Origin of the sequence: Klebsiella sp. Q2 (assembly GCF_009900705.1) — a bacterium.
Lineage (GTDB): Bacteria > Pseudomonadota > Gammaproteobacteria > Enterobacterales > Enterobacteriaceae > Klebsiella > Klebsiella quasipneumoniae.
Genome location: NZ_JAAABE010000005.1, coordinates 90155 through 106512, shown reverse-complemented (window position 1 = coordinate 106512; position 16358 = coordinate 90155). Strand labels below are relative to the sequence as shown.

Sequence of the window (16358 nt, the reverse complement as noted above, 5' to 3'; positions counted from 1 at the left end):
AGAGGGCCGGGGTGAGGGTTAACCAAATATCTGCTATTCTGCCCCCCGCAATTAAGGGGGCAGTATGCTGAACATCGTGTTATTCGAACCAGAGATCCCGCCGAACACCGGGAATATTATCCGCCTGTGCGCCAACACGGGCTTCAGTCTGCATATCATTGAGCCCATGGGCTTCACCTGGGACGATAAGCGCCTGAGACGCGCCGGACTGGACTATCACGAGTTCACCGCCGTGCAGCGCCACGCCGATTACGCGGCGTTTCTCGCCAGCGCACAGCCGCAGCGCCTGTTCGCCCTGACCACCAAAGGTACGCCGGCGCACAGCGCGGTCAGCTATCAGGATGGCGATTTCTTGATGTTTGGTCCGGAAACCCGCGGTCTGCCGGCGAGCATTCTGGATGCCCTGCCGCCGGAGCAGAAAATTCGGATTCCGATGATGCCGGACAGCCGCAGCATGAACCTGTCGAATGCGGTGTCGGTGGTGGTGTATGAAGCCTGGCGGCAGTTGGGGTATCCAGGCGCCGTGCTGCGCAGCTAGCCTGAGCGATTCCCGGATTGCAGCGCACGGCGCCTTATCCGGGCGACAGGCTGGCGGGATGAGATCGTAGGCCCGGTAAGCGCTGCGCCACCGGGCAAGACGTTAAATCCCGTCGCCGTACTCGAAAGTGTGGTGAATACCGTTGAAATGCTGATCCATATCCATCGCCGGCTTATCGCTCTCCGGCTTGCCGACGATGCGCGCAGGAACACCTGCGGCGGTGGTATGCGGCGGCACCGGCTGCAGCACCACTGAGCCTGCGCCGATTTTTGCCCCACGCCCGACTTCGATATTGCCGAGGATCTTCGCTCCGGCGCCAATCATCACGCCTTCGCGAATTTTCGGGTGACGGTCGCCGCTGGTTTTACCGGTACCGCCGAGGGTGACCGACTGCAGAATAGAGACGTCATCCTCAATCACCGCCGTTTCGCCAACCACAATACCGGTGGCGTGGTCGAGCATGATCCCGCGGCCGATTTTCGCCGCCGGGTGGATATCCACCTGGAAAGAGACGGAGACCTGGTTTTGCAGGAAAATCGCCAGCGCACGCCGGCCCTGCGTCCACAACCAGTGGCCGATACGATAGGCCTGCAGGGCATGGAAACCCTTCAGATAGAGCAGCGGCGTGGAGTATTTATCCACCGCCGGGTCACGCGTGCGCACCGCCTGAATATCGCAGGCGGCGGAGGCGATCATTTCCGGGTCGGCGGCGTAGGCTTCTTCCACCACTTCGCGAATGGCGATCGCCGGCATAATCGGGGAAGCCAGCTTGTTGGCCAACATATAGCTCAGTGCGCTGCCCAGATTTTCATGCTTGAGTAACGTTGCGTGGTAAAAACTGGCGAGCATTGGCTCACAGTCAGCCAGAGCCCGGGCTTCGGCTTTAATATTATTCCAGACGATATCCAGTTCTTCACACGGCATTGCATACTCCAGGCGATATGGTAATGACCTGCCAGTTCTGCGCTGGCAGGGTCATTCAGGTGACAAAGGAAAGCTAATTGCTGCTGCGCTCGTCCTTGCGGGCGCGACCCAATAAGGTCAATGCTGCCTCGCGCGCAATTTTTCCGCAATACAATACCTGATAAATTTCCTCGGTTATTGGCATTTCGACACCTAAACGCTGTGCCAGAACGCGAACTTCCTTGGTATTGCGGTAGCCTTCAACCACCTGGCCAATCTTTTCCTGGGCGCTTTGCACGTCCATCCCCTGGCCGAGCATCATGCCGAAGCGACGGTTACGGGACTGGTTGTCGGTGCAGGTGAGCACCAGGTCACCGAGGCCGGCCATCCCCATAAAGGTTTCCGGGTCGGCGCCCAGCGCCGCGCCAAGGCGAGACATTTCCACCAGGCCACGGGTAATCAGCGCCGTCCGCGCATTGGCGCCGAAGCCGATGCCGTCCGACATCCCCGCCCCGATGGCGATGACGTTTTTCACCGCGCCGCCGAGTTGTACGCCGATAAAATCCGGGTTGATGTAGACGCGGAAGCTCTTGCCGCAGTGCAGCAGGTGCTGCAGATCCTCGGCAAACTGCGGATCCGTCGCCGCCAGCGAAATCGCCGTCGGCAGGCCGGCGGCCAGCTCTTTGGCGAAGGTTGGCCCGGAGATCACCGCCAGCGGGATATCATCGCCCAGCGCTTCACGCGCCACGTCCTGCAGCAGACGACCGGTTTCGGCCTCAAGGCCTTTGGTCGCCCACACCAGACGCGCGTCAGGACGCATCAGCGGTTTAATCTGGCGTAACACCTGACCAAACACATGGCTTGGCACCACCACCAGAATATCGCGGCTGGCGGCCAGCGCGGTGGCCAGGTCGCTTTCAAGATGCAGCGTATCCGGGAAAGGCACATCGGGAAGGAACGCGGCGTTGCAGCGATCGTGTTGCAGCGTCGCGATATGTTTCGGGTCATGGCCCCAGAGCACAACGTGGTGGCCATTTCTTGCCAGGGTGATGGCAAGAGCGGTGCCGTAAGAGCCGGCACCGATCACAGTCATTGCAGCATTAAGTGCGTTCATCAGGCATCCTGATGTTGTTCAGCACCTTCGCCAGCCTGCTGCTGCAGATAGTTCATAAACAGCGCGTCGAAGTTCACTGGCGCAAGGTTAAGTTGCGGGAAGGTACCGCGGGAAACCAGGCTGGTGATGCACTCGCGCGCGTACGGGAACAGAATGTTCGGGCAGTATGCGCCAAGGCAGTGCGCCATCTGGGTGCCTTCGATGCCGTCGATGGAGAAAATACCGCCCTGCTGTACTTCGCAGAGGAACGCGGTCTCTTCGCCCAGAGCGGCGGTCACGGTTACACGCAGCACCACTTCATAAACGCCTTCAGCCAGCTGGGTGGAGGCGGTATCCAGATCAAGTTTAACTTCCGGCTGCCAGTCTTTCTGGAAAACTTGCGGCGCGTTCGGCGCTTCAAAAGAGATATCTTTGGTATAGATACGCTGGATCTGGAAGGTCATTTCGGTGCTGTTTTGTTCTGACATAGTAAAACCCTTTCGTGTTGTCCTTAAATACGCGCTTCCGGCAGGGAAAGCGCGCAAAAATTAGCGCAAGAGGGGATCAAGTCCACCACGTGAATCAAGCGCATACAAGTCGTCACAGCCGCCAATGTGCTGCGCATCAATAAAAATCTGCGGAACCGTCGTCCGTCCGCTGCGCTGGATCATCTCCTCACGCTTCGCGGCATCGCCATCGATCGGCAACTCATGGAACGTTACGCCTTTGCTGTTCAGCAGCGCTTTCGCGCGGATGCAGAACGGGCAGGTCGCTTTGGTGTAGATCTCAATATTGGCCATGACTTCACTCCTGTTATTACCCTGAGGGTTTTACGCCGCAGCCTGTGTTCCCCTCACGTCAGGCGCGACGGGGAAAACGCGGCGGCATCACCACGCGGGGTAAGTTATTTGCCGCGTACCAGAGGGAGGTTTTCGCCGCTCCAGCCAGCAATGCCCTCTTTCAGTACAAAGACTTTTTCAAACCCGGCTTTGTTCAGCGCGTTGGCTGGCTCTTGCGCCTGCATGCCGGAACCGTCTACCACAATAATGGGTTGCGATTTGTGTTTTTCCAACTCGCCGACGTTATTCGCTTTGATATCGCTGGGCAGCAGGTTGATGGCGCCGGCAATATGGCCTTTACGGAAATCGTCACGCTGACGCAGGTCGACCACTACCGCGTCTTCTTTATTGATAAGACGCGTCGCTTCACCACGGGTGATGACTTTAACTTTCGACATCAGGCCCTTGAAGGTGGTGAACAGCACCGCCCCCAGCAGCGCGATCCACGCGATGCTCAGAACAGGGTGACGGCCGATGAATTGCATAATTTCTTGCATGGGGGGTTACAACTCCCGACTAAGTGAGAAAAAAACCAGGAAAGGAGTATACCTGTGCCTTGCGGCAATTACAGCCAGTGAGCGCGATGTAATGTATTTTCTGCGGGCGGCGGCGAAAAAAAGCCGTTCTCGCTGACGCGCCGCGGACTGGCCGCTCCCTTTCTTTGATCTTTCACGGGGATTTAAACGATTCAGCTGTAGTAAAATTACGCAAAATTTCTGTCTTTGAGCATGAGGTTGTCGCAATGTCGGTTACTAAAAAACCTATGGTACTGGTGATTCTGGATGGCTACGGCTATCGCGAAGACCAACAGGATAACGCCATTTACAGCGCTAAAACGCCGGTAATGGACGCCCTGTGGGCCAAACGTCCGCATACCCTGATCGATGCATCCGGCCTGGAAGTTGGCCTGCCTGACCGTCAGATGGGGAACTCCGAAGTGGGTCACGTCAACCTGGGCGCCGGTCGTATCGTCTATCAGGACCTGACCCGTCTCGATGTGGAAATTAAAGAACGCACCTTCTTCGCCAACCCGGTACTGACCGCCGCGGTCGATAAAGCGGTTGCCGCCGGCAAAGCGGTACATATCATGGGTCTGATGTCGCCAGGCGGCGTCCACAGCCACGAAGATCACATCATGGCGATGGTGGAGCTGGCGGCAGAGCGCGGCGCTGAGAAGATCTACCTGCACGCCTTCCTCGACGGCCGTGATACGCCGCCGCGCAGCGCGGAAAAAACGCTGGCGACATTCGAAGCCAAATTTGCCGCGCTGGGCAAAGGCCGCATCGCGTCGCTCATCGGCCGCTACTACGCCATGGACCGCGACAACCGCTGGGATCGCGTTGAGCAGGCCTATGACCTGATGACCCTGGCGAAAGGCGAATTCCAGGCCGATACCGCCGTCGCCGGTCTGCAGGCTGCCTACGCCCGTGACGAAAACGACGAGTTCGTGAAAGCGACCGTGATCCGCGCCGCCGGCCAGGCCGATGCGGCGATGGAAGATGGCGATGCGCTGATCTTCATGAACTTCCGTGCTGACCGCGCGCGCGAAATCACCCGCGCCTTCGTCAACGCCGACTTCGACGGCTTTGCGCGTAAGAAAGTGGTTAACCTCGACTTCGTGATGCTCACCGAATATGCCGCCGACATCAAAGTGGCCTGCGCCTACCCGCCCGCCTCGCTGGCCAATACCTTCGGCGAGTGGATGGCGAAGCACGATAAAACCCAGCTGCGCATCTCCGAAACTGAGAAATACGCCCACGTCACCTTCTTCTTCAACGGCGGCGTAGAAGAGCCGTTCAAAGGCGAAGAGCGGATTCTGATTAATTCGCCGAAAGTAGCGACCTACGATCTGCAGCCGGAAATGAGCTCCGCCGAGCTGACCGAGAAACTGGTCGCGGCCATCAAAGGCGGCCAGTACGACACTATCATCTGTAACTACCCGAACGGCGATATGGTTGGCCATACCGGGGTGATGGAAGCCGCCGTAAAAGCCGTTGAAGCGCTGGATCACTGCATCGATCAGGTGGCGCAGGCGGTGGAATCCGTTGGCGGTCAGCTGCTGATCACCGCCGACCACGGTAACGCCGAGCAGATGCGCGACCCGGCCACCGGTCAGGCGCATACCGCCCACACCAACCTGCCGGTTCCGCTGATCTACGTCGGTAACAAAGCGGTTAAAGCGGTCAATGGCGGCAAACTTTCCGACATCGCCCCAACCATGCTGTCGCTGATGGGAATGGAAATCCCGCAAGAGATGACTGGCAAGCCGCTGTTCATCGTGGAATAATCCTTCCCCATGAGGGGAAAGGCGACGTATTCAACTACATGGATCGCAACGGCAGTTCGATCCGTCCTTTACGCCAGCGCGCTCAGCGCTGGCGTATTACTGTGCGCGTCATCTGCGCACGCCGACGATCGCGATCAGCTTAAGTCCATCCAGGCCGACATCGCCGCCAGGCAGCGGGCGATTAAGCAACAGCAGCAGCAGCGCGCAAGCCTGCTCGCCCAGCTCAAAGCGCAGGAAGAAGCGATCGCCGCCGCGGCCCGCAAACTGCGCGAAACCCAGGACAACCTGAACCAGCTCAATAAGCAGATTGACGAAATGAACGCCTCTCTCGCCAAGCTGGAGCGCCAGCGCGCGTCTCAGGAGCGTAACCTCGCCACGCAGCTTGACGCCGCGTTCCGCCAGGGGCCGCATACCGGCATCCAGATGGTGCTGAGCGGTGAAGAGGGCCAGCGCAATCAGCGGATGCAGGTCTACTTCAGCTATTTCAACCAGGCCCGTCAGGAAACCATCGCGGAACTGAAGAAAACGCGCGAAGAGATGGCGGTGCAAAAGTCGATGCTCGAAGAGAAGCAGAGCCAGCAGCAGACGCTGGTCTACGAGCAAAAAGCTCAGCAGGCGAAGCTGGAGCAGGCGCGTAACGAACGGAAAAAGACCCTTTCCGGACTGGAATCCTCCATTCAGCAAGGTCAGCAACAGTTAAGTGAATTGCGGGCTAACGAATCGCGCCTACGCGGTCGTATCGCCCAGGCGGAGGCTGCCGCCAAAGCCCGAGCCGATCGGGAAGCACGCGATGCGCAGGCGGTGCGCGACCGCCAGCAGGAAGCATCGCGCAAAGGCACCACCTATAAACCAACGGAAAGCGAGCGTTCGCTGATGTCACGCACCGGCGGGCTGGGCTCGCCGCGCGGTCAGGCGTTCTGGCCGGTTCGCGGTCCGCTCCTTCATCGATATGGCGAACAGCTGCAAGGTGAACTACGTTGGAAAGGGATGGTTATCGCCGCGTCTGAAGGCACCGAAGTCAGAGCCATTGCCGATGGTCGGGTCATTCTGGCCGACTGGCTGCAGGGCTATGGTCTGGTGGTGGTGGTCGAGCATGGCAAAGGCGACATGAGCCTGTATGGCTATAACCAAAGCGCGCTGGTCAGCGTCGGTACGCAGGTGCGTGCCGGTCAGCCTATCGCGCTCGTAGGCAGCAGCGGCGGTCAGGGCCGTCCGTCGCTCTATTTCGAAATTCGCCGCCAGGGTCAGGCGGTCAATCCACAGCCGTGGTTGGGAAGATAAGTTTTGCTTCAATTTCGCGCAATTGCTCTTGCCGTAGCCGGTTCGCTGGCTCTGGCGGCGCCAGCGTTCGCTGGCAAACTCTCCATCGTTATTGACGATTTTGGCTACCGCCCGCAGACCGAAAATCAGGTGCTGGCGCTGCCTTCCACTATCTCCGTCGCCGTGCTGCCGAACGCGCCGCACGCCCGGGAAATGGCCACGAAAGCGCATAATCTGGGCCATGAAGTGCTCATCCACCTGCCGATGGCGCCGCTCAGCAAACAGCCGCTGGAAAAAGACACCCTGCGTCCCGAAATGAGCAGCGAGGAGATCGAGCGCATCATTCGCGAAGCTTACGGCAAAGTCCCCTACGCCGTCGGGCTGAATAACCATATGGGCAGCGCGATGACCTCCAACCTGTTTGGCATGCAGAAGGTGATGCAGGCCCTGGAGCGCTACAATCTCTATTTTCTCGACAGCGTGACCATCGGCAATACCCAGGCCATGCGCGCCGCGCAGGGCACCGGGGTGAAGGTGATTAAGCGCAAGGTGTTTCTTGACGATACGCAGAATGAAGCCGATATCCGCACCCAGTTCAACCGCGCCATCGCCCTGGCGCGGCGTAACGGTTCGGCGATAGCCATTGGCCATCCGCATCCGACGACGGTGCGGGTGCTGCAGCAGATGGTCTATAATCTGCCGCCGGATATCACGCTGGTGCGCCCGAGCAGCCTGCTCAACGAGCCGCAGGTCGACAATTCGACGCCAAACTACGCTCAGCCGCCCGCGCAACAAACGGCGCCGCAGCAGCAGAAGCCGCGTAATCCGTTCCACGGCGTGAAGTATTGCAAGCCGAAGCGCCCGCTGGAGCCCGTGAACGCCAGCCGCTTCTTCACTATCCTCAGCGACAGCATCAGCCAGAGCGCGCTGGTCCAGTACTATCGCCTCAAATGGCAGGGCTGGGACAATCCCGGCAACTAGACCACTCAGGGGTCCGTTCGCTTTTGCGCGACGGGCGCCTGGTTATCTTCGTGGGCGTACCACGCCTTAAAATATTTGAGAAAGCTATAAAACGTGGCGTACAGGCCGGTGACCACGCCGACTTTGCCATAGCGCCACGCCCCGCTGAACAGATACCATTTAAAGAAAGCGCCAATCGCGCTGACGATCCCCCGCGCCAGCGAAGGTTTGATCTGCTGGTGCTTCACCAGCCGGGTGGTATAGCTGTTCAGCTTATTAAACACTTCATGCAGCGAATAAAAGGTGTCATGGCGTACAAAGCCCGGCAGCCTGACGGATCGCGCGTGTCCAACCACCTGGTCATCCACCGGCCGGTCGTTAAATCGCGCCTGCTGGCGGTTAAAGAGGCGCACCGGGTAATCCGGCGAGGAAATGGGGTAGATCGTCCGCACCTGCTTGCCGAGGACAAACCAGTAGCGCGGCAAACGCCAGGCGCATGCCGCGTCAGGCTCCTCCCCCGCTTTTAACGCCTGAATGGCCGACACGACGTCGTTATCAAGAATTTCATCGCTGTCCATGCACAGCACCCAGTCATGGCTGGCCAGCCCAATGGCATAGTTCATCTGCGCGCCGTGGGCTTTATAGGCATGGTGATGGACGGTGAGACCAAACTGCTGACAAATAGAGACCGTTTCGTCGGTGCTACCGGAGTCGACGACAATACACTCATCGGCCACCCTCAGCAGCGGGGGCAGCACCTCCATGAGCAGACGTGCAGAGTTACAGGTCAGTAAGCATACGGAGAGTTTAAGCATGATAGTTACAAAGTTAAACCGCGACTAAACACACTGTATAAGCGAATAACCGTAAAATCGATGTAGAAATTGTGCGCTTGATATTAAGCAGGCTAAAAATGTTATCCAAATCTAAATTAAGGCGCCCGCAGGCGCCTTTTTTGCTGGTTTTTACAACAGACCGGAGGCGTTATTCCCAGCTCAGAACCACTTTACCGGACTGGCCGGAGCGCATGGCGTCAAAACCCTTCTGGAAGTCGTCAATGCCGAAGCGGTGGGTGATGATCGGTGAAAGATCCAGACCAGACTGGATCAGCGCCGCCATCTTGTACCAGGTTTCGAACATCTCGCGGCCGTAGATCCCTTTGATAAACAGCCCCTTAAAGATGACCTTGGTCCAGTCAATGGACATATCTGACGGTGGAATACCCAGCATCGCGATACGACCGCCGTGGTTCATGGTATCCAGCATGCTGCGGAACGCCGGCGGCGCGCCGGACATCTCCAGGCCCACGTCGAAACCTTCGGTCATCCCCAGCTCGGCCATCACGTCATTGAGGTTCTCTTTCGCCACGTTCACCGCGCGAGTGACGCCCATTTTGCGCGCCAGCTCAAGACGGTACTCGTTAACGTCAGTGATCACCACATTACGCGCGCCGACGTGTTTCGCCACCGCCGCCGCCATCACGCCGATCGGGCCGGCGCCGGAGACCAGCACGTCTTCCCCCACCAGATCGAAGGAGAGCGCGGTGTGCACAGCGTTGCCGAACGGGTCGAAGATAGACGCCAGGTCATCAGAGATATTGTCGGGGATTTTAAAGGCGTTAAAGGCCGGGATCACCAGATACTCGGCAAAGCAGCCCGGGCGGTTGACGCCCACGCCAATGGTGTTGCGGCACAGGTGGGTACGGCCCGCGCGGCAGTTACGGCAGTGGCCGCAGGTGATATGCCCTTCGCCGGAGACGCGGTCGCCAATCTTAAAGCCGCGCACTTCCTGGCCAATCCCCACCACTTCGCCGACATATTCGTGCCCGACCACCATCGGTACCGGAATAGTCTTCTGCGACCACTCATCCCAGTTGTAGATGTGCACGTCGGTCCCGCAAATGGCGGTCTTGCGGATTTTAATCAGCAGATCGTTATGGCCGACTTCCGGTTCCGGTACGTCGGTCATCCAGATGCCTTCTTCCGCTTTCAGTTTGGATAACGCTTTCATCTCACACCCTTATTAGGCGATGACGCCCAGTTGTTTACCGATGCGGGTAAAGGCTTCCACCGCACGCTCAATTTGTTCAGGGGTATGCGCCGCCGACATCTGGGTGCGAATACGCGCCTGGCCTTTCGGTACCACCGGATAGAAGAAGCCGGTGACATAGATCCCTTCTTTCTGCAGCTCGCGGGCAAAGTTCTGCGCCACCACCGCTTCGCCCAGCATCACCGGAATGATGGCGTGGTCGGCGCCCGCCAGAGTGAAGCCTGCCGCGGTCATTTTTTCACGGAACAGACGCGCGTTGGCCCACAGGCGATCGCGCAGGTCTGCACCCTCTTCGACCATCTCCAGCACTTTGATGGAGGCGGCCACGATGGCCGGCGCCAGAGAGTTGGAGAACAGATACGGACGGGAACGCTGGCGCAGCCACTCGACCACCTCTTTGCGTGCGGCAGTGTAGCCGCCGGAGGCGCCGCCCAGCGCTTTACCCAGCGTGCCGGTGATAATGTCGACGCGACCCATCACGTCGCAGTATTCGTGGGAGCCGCGGCCGTTTTCGCCGACGAAGCCGACGGCGTGGGAGTCATCGACCATCACCAGCGCATCGTATTTATCCGCCAGATCGCATACGCCTTTCAGGTTGGCGATCACGCCGTCCATCGAGAAGACGCCGTCGGTGGCGATTAACACGTGACGCGCCCCGGCGTCGCGGGCTTCTTTCAGGCGCGCTTCCAGCTCCTGCATGTCGTTGTTGGCATAGCGGAAGCGTTTCGCTTTACACAGGCGTACGCCGTCGATGATAGAGGCATGGTTCAGGGCGTCGGAGATAATGGCGTCTTCCGGGCCGAGCAGCGTTTCAAACAGGCCGCCGTTGGCGTCGAAGCAAGAGGAGTAGAGGATCGCGTCTTCCATACCTAGGAAATCCGCCAGCTTCTTCTCCAGCTGCTTGTGCGTATCCTGGGTGCCGCAGATGAAGCGTACCGAGGCCATCCCGAAGCCGTGGCTGTCCATACCGGATTTCGCCGCGTCGATCAGCGCCGGGTGGTTGGCCAGACCCAGATAGTTATTGGCGCAGAAGTTAATCACGTGGCTGTCGCCGACGGTAATGTCCGCCTGCTGCGCCGAGGTGATGATGCGCTCTTCTTTAAACAAGCCTTCGGCCCGAGCGGTCTCCAGATTGCTAGTTAACTGTTTGTAGAAATCACCACGCATTGCAACTCTCCAGATTCGGCAAAATTTGGCACATATTACCCAAAGCTATACGCTGATACGAGATGATGCATGCCTGAATGAATTATTTGCAGCATAAATCACGTCAGCCCAGCACCTTATTCTGCGAATGGCTGTAGGCTTGCTCATGTGGTGATATGATATGAGCATTCATGTCCGGATTGTCTCCGGGCTCTCAACTTCAAAGGTACAGTTATGATCATCGTAACCGGCGGCGCAGGCTTTATCGGCAGCAACATCGTTAAAGCGCTGAACGACAAGGGCATTACCGACATTCTGGTTGTCGACAATCTGAAAGACGGCACCAAGTTTGTGAACCTGGTTGACCTGAACATCGCTGACTACATGGATAAAGAAGACTTTCTGATCCAGATTATGGCAGGCGAAGAGTTCGGCGACATTGACGCTATCTTCCACGAAGGCGCGTGCTCTTCCACCACGGAGTGGGACGGCAAGTACATGATGGACAACAACTATCAGTACTCCAAAGAGCTGCTGCACTACTGCCTGGAGCGCGAAATTCCGTTCCTGTACGCCTCTTCGGCAGCCACCTACGGTGGACGCACCAGCGATTTCATCGAGTCCCGCGAGTACGAGCAGCCGCTGAACGTCTACGGCTACTCCAAATTCCTGTTCGATGAATACGTCCGTCAGATCCTGCCTGAAGCCAATTCGCAGATCGTCGGCTTCCGCTACTTCAACGTTTACGGGCCGCGCGAAGGCCACAAAGGCAGCATGGCGAGCGTCGCTTTCCACCTCAACACCCAGCTGAATAATGGCGAAAGTCCGAAACTGTTCGAAGGCAGCGACGGCTTCAAGCGCGACTTCGTCTACGTCGGCGACGTGGCTGACGTCAACCTGTGGTTCTGGGAAAACGGCGTTTCCGGCATCTTCAACCTCGGCACCGGCCGCGCGGAATCCTTCCAGGCCGTCGCCGATGCGACCCTGGCGTACCACAAAAAAGGCAGCATCGAGTACATCCCGTTCCCGGACAAACTGAAAGGCCGCTACCAGGCGTTCACCCAGGCGGATCTGACTAACCTGCGTAAAGCGGGCTATGACAAACCGTTCAAAACCGTTGCCGAAGGCGTAACGGAGTATATGGCCTGGCTGAATCGGGGCGCGTAAGAGATAACATGAAAATTCTGGTGGTAGGCCCGTCTTGGGTGGGCGACATGATGATGTCGCAAAGTCTTTATCGTACGCTCAGGGCGCGCTATCCCCAGGCGATTATCGACGTGATGGCGCCTGCCTGGTGCCGTCCGTTGTTATCGCGCATGCCGGAAGTGAACGAAGCGCTCCCGATGCCGCTGGGCCACGGCGCGCTGGCTATCGGCGAACGCCGCAAGCTCGGGCACAGCCTGCGCGAGCGTCGCTACGATCGCGCTTACGTGCTGCCGAACTCGTTTAAATCGGCATTAGTCCCCTTCTTTGCCAACATCCCGCTGCGCACCGGCTGGCGCGGCGAGATGCGCTACGGCCTGCTCAACGACGCCCGGGTGCTGGACAAAGACGCCTGGCCGCTGATGGTGGAACGCTACGTGGCGCTGGCCTACGACAACGGCGTGATGCGCTGCGCCAAAGATCTGCCGCAGCCGCTGCTGTGGCCGCAGCTGCAGGTCAACGAAGGGGAAAAGTCGCAGGCCTGCAGCGCCTTTAACCTGTCCAACGATCGGCCGATCATCGGCTTCTGCCCCGGCGCGGAGTTCGGCCCGGCAAAACGCTGGCCGCACTATCACTATGCTGCGCTGGCGAAAAAGCTCATCGACGATGGTTATCAGATTGCGCTATTTGGCTCGGCAAAAGATAACGAGGCCGGCAAAGAGATCATCGCCGCCCTCAGCAGCGAGCAGCAGGCCTGGTGCCGGAATCTGGCGGGTGAAACCCAGCTGGAGCAGGCGGTGATCCTGATTGCCGCCTGTAAAGCGGTGGTGACTAACGATTCGGGGCTGATGCACGTCGCCGCGGCGCTGGACCGCCCGCTGGTGGCGCTGTATGGCCCGAGCAGTCCGGACTTTACCCCGCCGCTGTCGCATAAAGCGCGCGTGGTCCGCCTGATTAGCGGCTACCACAAAGTGCGCAAAGGCGATGCCGCCGAAGGCTATCATCAGAGCCTGATCGACATTACGCCAGAGCGCGTCCTGCAAGAGCTGAATGAATTGTTGACGGATAAAACCGGGCACGAGGAAGCGTAGCGGATGCGGGTATTGATTGTAAAAACCTCATCGATGGGCGACGTGCTGCACACGCTGCCCGCGCTGACCGACGCCGCGCAGGCTATCCCCGGCATCCGCTTCGACTGGGTAGTGGAAGAAGGCTTCGCGCAGATCCCCTCCTGGCATGAAAGCGTCGAGCGGGTGATCCCGGTGGCGATCCGCCGCTGGCGTAAAGCCTGGTTCTCCGCGCCGATCAAAGCGGAGCGTAAAGCCTTTCGCGAGGCCGTCCAGGCGGTAAAGTATGACGCCATCATCGACGCCCAGGGGCTGGTGAAAAGCGCTGCGCTAGTCACCCGCCTGGCGCACGGCGTCAAGCATGGTATGGACTGGCAAACGGCCCGCGAGCCGCTGGCCAGCCTGTTTTACAACCGCCGCCACCACATTGCGAAACAGCAGCACGCCGTGGAGCGTACCCGCGAGCTGTTCGCCAAAAGTCTCGGATACGCGAAACCCCAAACCCAGGGGGATTACGCCATTGCGCACCATTTCCTGCAGCACGAGGCTAGCGCTGCCGCCCCCTATCTGGTGTTCCTGCATGCCACCACCCGCGACGATAAGCACTGGCCGGAAAACCGCTGGCAGGAGCTGCTCGATCTGCTGGCCGACAGTGGCGTCCGCATTAAGCTGCCGTGGGGCGCCCCGCACGAAGAGGCGCGGGCGAAGCGGCTGGCGGAAGGCCGGGAGTATGTTGAAGTGCTGCCGCGCATGAGCCTTGAGCAGGTAGCGCAGGTTCTGGCCAGCGCCCGGGCCGTCGTCTCGGTCGATACCGGCCTCAGTCATCTGACCGCCGCGCTGGATAAACCGAACTTCACGCTTTACGGCCCGACCGATCCGGGGCTGATTGGCGGATACGGTAAAAACCAGCACATCGTGCGGCCGGAAAACAGCGCCAGCACCGGCGATATTACCGCCAGCCGGGTTCATCTTCTTCTGCACAATCAGGGGCTGCTCTGATGGGATCTCTGTTTAAGCAGATCTATCGCTACACCCGCCCTCGCGCTTATCGTCACAATGAAAATCTGTGGCCTTTTACCCGCATCACTCGCGCGCCGAGCGGCGAAATCAGCGCGTTGCGCTATAGAGGGAAAACGGTGCCGCTGGTCAGCCTGAGCGCGCTGAAAAACAGCATGCAGGGTGAAGTCCTGCTGACCGCCACCGGCCCTTCGACCCGCAATATCGATTTTTCCCTGTTGTCGAAAACGATCCCAGTGATGGGCGTCAATGGCGCCTGGCATCTTGCCGACCGCCTGCACTTTTCGCTCTATACCATCGTCGACATGGAGTTTTTCGATAAGAAGCCGGACATTATCCGCGCTATCGTCAGCCAACCGGACATTCTGCTGTTCACCACCATGCATGGGATCGCCAAAATCGTCGATCGCTATGCGGACGCGCTGCGCTGCCGTTTGGCGTTGATTGAGGACGGTTGCTATAAGATTTACCAGCCGAAAGTCGCCAGCGAAGCGATAAAGCGCACTTACCAGCAGAATACGGCGATGTGCTTTCATCCCCAGCGCCCGGATATCTGTTTTAGCACCGATATTCGCCAGGGCGTCTTCGATGCCGGTACGGTGGTCTACTGGGCGCTGCAAGTTCTCGCCTGGCTGGGCTTCAATACTATCCTGGTGAGCGGCCTGGATATGACCAATTTTAACCAGCCGCGATTCTACGAAACACAACAAGAAAAATTGCCTTCTTACCTAGCAACAAAAGTGGATACCCTCGTCATGCCCTCCTTTGCGCATGCCGCGCAGGTACTGCAGCAACGCCAGATCCGGGTGATTAATTTTTCCCCAGAAAGCGCTGTACCGGATACTATTTTCGAAAAGGTTGCGTTTAATGAGTACTTTAAAAGTGAGTAACTTCGCCCGACAGGGTTACTCGATTGTCTTTCCTTTGTTTTTATTTTTCAGCGCGATTTTTTGTATGTCCACCCGGACCAATAATCTGCTGCATTTATCGATCCTGCTGCTGTTGCTGTCGCTGGTACGCCAGGAAAATCGCCAGGCGCTGGCCGACGTGTTACGCGAGCAGTGGCAGACCTGGACGCTGCTGGCGGCCTTCTTTACCTATTACGCCCTCAGTAACCTGTGGGGCCATACGCCGCAGCATATTGATTCGCCGATCACCCACGGTGTGTATCTGACGGGCTATCTGTTGCTGATGGCGATGCTGCTTAGCGACGAACGAACCCGCCGCCTGGCCATGCTGGCGGTGGTTGGCGGGATCACCGTGCTCTCGCTGTGGACGCTGATGTTCGACCACACGCTGGTCCTCACCGAACGAGCGGTCTCCCCCGAGAACCCCGGGCCAACAAACGTTATCGACCTTGCCGGATACTGCGGCATCGGCATCTTAATCTGCGGCATGCTACTGAAAGAAAAAGCCAGCCACTGGCTCTATCTGCCGGTGGCCATCATGCTGGTGATGATGCTGCTGACCCAAAGCCGCGGGCCGATCATCGCCCTGGTGCTGGCGGTCGGCTGTACGCTGCACCTGCACGTCTTCACCCGCCGCAACCTGCTGATCGCCGCGGCGCTGGCCGTGCTGGTGGCTCTGCTTTTGGTCATGACGCCGGTGGGCGACATGCTGCTCGCCCGTTTCGAAGAGTTGGGCACCCAAAGCGGGCTGCGTCTGAGTATCTGGCACCATACGCTGTCGGAGATGGCCAGCCAGCCCTGGCTGGGACGCGGTTTCAGCTATGAACTGGATTTCATCAACTACAGCGGCGAACACATCACCACCACCCACAGCGTGTATATGGGCGCGCTGCTGAAAGGCGGCATCGTGGGTTTACTGCTGCTGCTGGCGGTCATTGCCTGCGGACTCTGGCAGGCGTGGCGCAAGCGCCGCTCCGACAGCCGCTACAGTCTGGCGATCCTGTTTTACGCTCTGGTGTTTATGGCCTCGCAGGGGATGTTTATCATCAGCAACCCCCGGGAGACCTGGGTGCTGTTCTGGCTGCCGCTGGGCATTGCGCTCAGCAAAGGGCTGGCGGAAAAGCGTTAACAAAAAAGGGCCGCTGACG

17 protein-coding genes are annotated in these 16358 nt (G+C 58.7%); 9 read left to right on the top strand and 8 right to left on the bottom strand.

The window, feature by feature from the left end:
- The first annotated feature begins 64 nt into the window (after positions 1–64).
- A complete protein-coding gene (trmL, locus tag GT756_RS19450) occupies positions 65–538 on the top strand; it encodes a tRNA (uridine(34)/cytosine(34)/5-carboxymethylaminomethyluridine(34)-2'-O)-methyltransferase TrmL (RefSeq protein ID WP_004205043.1) in 474 nt (157 codons plus the stop codon).
- A 102-nt stretch (positions 539–640) separates the two neighbouring features.
- On the opposite strand, the gene cysE is transcribed toward trmL, so the two are convergent.
- The 5 genes from cysE to GT756_RS19425 form a co-directional block, all read right to left on the bottom strand.
- Positions 641–1462, bottom strand: coding sequence for a serine O-acetyltransferase (gene cysE / locus GT756_RS19445; protein WP_002922426.1), 822 nt, complete (start codon positions 1460–1462; stop codon positions 641–643).
- 73 nt (positions 1463–1535) lie between these two features.
- The gene (gpsA, locus tag GT756_RS19440; protein ID WP_004205045.1) at positions 1536–2555 is read right to left on the bottom strand and encodes an NAD(P)H-dependent glycerol-3-phosphate dehydrogenase; all 1020 of its coding nucleotides are present in this window, start codon (positions 2553–2555) and stop codon (positions 1536–1538) included.
- Positions 2555–3022: a protein-export chaperone SecB gene (gene secB / locus GT756_RS19435; protein ID WP_002922428.1), complete on the bottom strand. Its 468-nt coding sequence runs from the start codon at positions 3020–3022 to the stop codon at positions 2555–2557. Before secB ends, gpsA begins: the two co-directional genes overlap by 1 nt.
- A gap of 60 nt (positions 3023–3082) precedes the next feature.
- Positions 3083–3334 carry a glutaredoxin 3 gene (grxC, locus tag GT756_RS19430; RefSeq protein ID WP_002922429.1) on the bottom strand — a complete coding sequence of 84 codons (252 nt, stop codon included), beginning with the start codon at positions 3332–3334 and terminating at the stop codon, positions 3083–3085.
- A gap of 104 nt (positions 3335–3438) precedes the next feature.
- Positions 3439–3870 carry a rhodanese-like domain-containing protein gene (locus GT756_RS19425; RefSeq protein ID WP_004205046.1) on the bottom strand — a complete coding sequence of 144 codons (432 nt, stop codon included), beginning with the start codon at positions 3868–3870 and terminating at the stop codon, positions 3439–3441.
- 245 nt (positions 3871–4115) lie between these two features.
- Between GT756_RS19425 and gpmM the strand changes: the two genes are divergently transcribed.
- The 3 genes from gpmM to GT756_RS19410 are packed head-to-tail and all read left to right on the top strand — an operon-like array spanning position 4116 to position 7901.
- Positions 4116–5660, top strand: a complete 1545-nt coding sequence (gpmM, locus tag GT756_RS19420) for a 2,3-bisphosphoglycerate-independent phosphoglycerate mutase (RefSeq protein ID WP_023319322.1) — start codon at positions 4116–4118, stop codon at positions 5658–5660.
- Between the two features lie 9 nt (positions 5661–5669).
- A complete protein-coding gene (gene envC / locus GT756_RS19415; RefSeq protein ID WP_135730232.1) occupies positions 5670–6941 on the top strand; it encodes a murein hydrolase activator EnvC in 1272 nt (423 codons plus the stop codon).
- 3 nt (positions 6942–6944) lie between these two features.
- Positions 6945–7901, top strand: a complete 957-nt coding sequence (locus GT756_RS19410) for a divergent polysaccharide deacetylase family protein (RefSeq protein ID WP_004205049.1) — start codon at positions 6945–6947, stop codon at positions 7899–7901.
- Positions 7902–7906: 5 nt separating this feature from the next.
- Here the strand turns inward: GT756_RS19410 and GT756_RS19405 are convergent, their stop codons facing one another.
- The 3 genes from GT756_RS19405 to kbl all read right to left on the bottom strand — a co-directional run bounded on the left by GT756_RS19405 (position 7907) and on the right by kbl (position 11096).
- Positions 7907–8695, bottom strand: a complete 789-nt coding sequence (locus GT756_RS19405; protein ID WP_160125011.1) for a glycosyltransferase family 2 protein — start codon at positions 8693–8695, stop codon at positions 7907–7909.
- 169 nt (positions 8696–8864) lie between these two features.
- Positions 8865–9890 (bottom strand): L-threonine 3-dehydrogenase, encoded by a 1026-nt coding sequence (gene tdh, locus GT756_RS19400; protein ID WP_004205051.1) that lies wholly within the window; start codon positions 9888–9890, stop codon positions 8865–8867.
- 12 nt (positions 9891–9902) lie between these two features.
- The gene (gene kbl / locus GT756_RS19395) at positions 9903–11096 is read right to left on the bottom strand and encodes a glycine C-acetyltransferase (protein WP_017900044.1); all 1194 of its coding nucleotides are present in this window, start codon (positions 11094–11096) and stop codon (positions 9903–9905) included.
- A gap of 213 nt (positions 11097–11309) precedes the next feature.
- On the opposite strand from kbl, the gene rfaD reads away from it, so the two are divergent.
- Genes rfaD through GT756_RS19370 form a run of 5 tightly spaced genes read left to right on the top strand, consistent with a single transcriptional unit; the run spans position 11310 to position 16339 of the window.
- Positions 11310–12242 (top strand): ADP-glyceromanno-heptose 6-epimerase, encoded by a 933-nt coding sequence (gene rfaD / locus GT756_RS19390; protein ID WP_004205054.1) that lies wholly within the window; start codon positions 11310–11312, stop codon positions 12240–12242.
- Positions 12243–12250: 8 nt separating this feature from the next.
- The gene (gene rfaF / locus GT756_RS19385) at positions 12251–13309 is read left to right on the top strand and encodes an ADP-heptose--LPS heptosyltransferase RfaF (protein WP_160125010.1); all 1059 of its coding nucleotides are present in this window, start codon (positions 12251–12253) and stop codon (positions 13307–13309) included.
- Between the two features lie 3 nt (positions 13310–13312).
- Positions 13313–14284 carry a lipopolysaccharide heptosyltransferase RfaC gene (gene rfaC, locus GT756_RS19380; RefSeq protein ID WP_160125009.1) on the top strand — a complete coding sequence of 324 codons (972 nt, stop codon included), beginning with the start codon at positions 13313–13315 and terminating at the stop codon, positions 14282–14284.
- The gene (locus GT756_RS19375; RefSeq protein WP_064178617.1) at positions 14284–15192 is read left to right on the top strand and encodes a hypothetical protein; all 909 of its coding nucleotides are present in this window, start codon (positions 14284–14286) and stop codon (positions 15190–15192) included. Before rfaC ends, GT756_RS19375 begins: the two co-directional genes overlap by 1 nt.
- On the top strand, positions 15170–16339 hold the full coding sequence (locus GT756_RS19370) for an O-antigen ligase (RefSeq protein WP_017900046.1): 1170 nt from the start codon (positions 15170–15172) through the stop codon (positions 16337–16339). The genes GT756_RS19375 and GT756_RS19370 overlap by 23 nt, the downstream gene beginning before the upstream one ends.
- Positions 16340–16358 lie beyond the last annotated feature (19 nt).

Excerpts from the sequence above, each read along its gene's own strand:
- cysE (WP_002922426.1), bottom strand. The coding sequence starts at position 1,462 with ATGCCGTGTGAAGAACTGGATATCGTCTGGAATAATATTAAAGCCGAA.
- GT756_RS19370 (WP_017900046.1), top strand. The coding sequence starts at position 15,170 with ATGAGTACTTTAAAAGTGAGTAACTTCGCCCGACAGGGTTACTCGATT.
- tdh (WP_004205051.1), bottom strand. The coding sequence starts at position 9,890 with ATGAAAGCGTTATCCAAACTGAAAGCGGAAGAAGGCATCTGGATGACC.
- gpsA (WP_004205045.1), bottom strand. The coding sequence starts at position 2,555 with ATGAACGCACTTAATGCTGCAATGACTGTGATCGGTGCCGGCTCTTAC.
- envC (WP_135730232.1), top strand. The coding sequence starts at position 5,670 with ATGAGGGGAAAGGCGACGTATTCAACTACATGGATCGCAACGGCAGTT.
- grxC (WP_002922429.1), bottom strand. The coding sequence starts at position 3,334 with ATGGCCAATATTGAGATCTACACCAAAGCGACCTGCCCGTTCTGCATC.
- GT756_RS19425 (WP_004205046.1), bottom strand. The coding sequence starts at position 3,870 with ATGCAAGAAATTATGCAATTCATCGGCCGTCACCCTGTTCTGAGCATC.
- trmL (WP_004205043.1), top strand. The coding sequence starts at position 65 with ATGCTGAACATCGTGTTATTCGAACCAGAGATCCCGCCGAACACCGGG.
- gpmM (WP_023319322.1), top strand. The coding sequence starts at position 4,116 with ATGTCGGTTACTAAAAAACCTATGGTACTGGTGATTCTGGATGGCTAC.
- GT756_RS19375 (WP_064178617.1), top strand. The coding sequence starts at position 14,284 with ATGGGATCTCTGTTTAAGCAGATCTATCGCTACACCCGCCCTCGCGCT.
- rfaC (WP_160125009.1), top strand. The coding sequence starts at position 13,313 with ATGCGGGTATTGATTGTAAAAACCTCATCGATGGGCGACGTGCTGCAC.
- GT756_RS19405 (WP_160125011.1), bottom strand. The coding sequence starts at position 8,695 with ATGCTTAAACTCTCCGTATGCTTACTGACCTGTAACTCTGCACGTCTG.
- rfaF (WP_160125010.1), top strand. The coding sequence starts at position 12,251 with ATGAAAATTCTGGTGGTAGGCCCGTCTTGGGTGGGCGACATGATGATG.
- secB (WP_002922428.1), bottom strand. The coding sequence starts at position 3,022 with ATGTCAGAACAAAACAGCACCGAAATGACCTTCCAGATCCAGCGTATC.
- rfaD (WP_004205054.1), top strand. The coding sequence starts at position 11,310 with ATGATCATCGTAACCGGCGGCGCAGGCTTTATCGGCAGCAACATCGTT.
- kbl (WP_017900044.1), bottom strand. The coding sequence starts at position 11,096 with ATGCGTGGTGATTTCTACAAACAGTTAACTAGCAATCTGGAGACCGCT.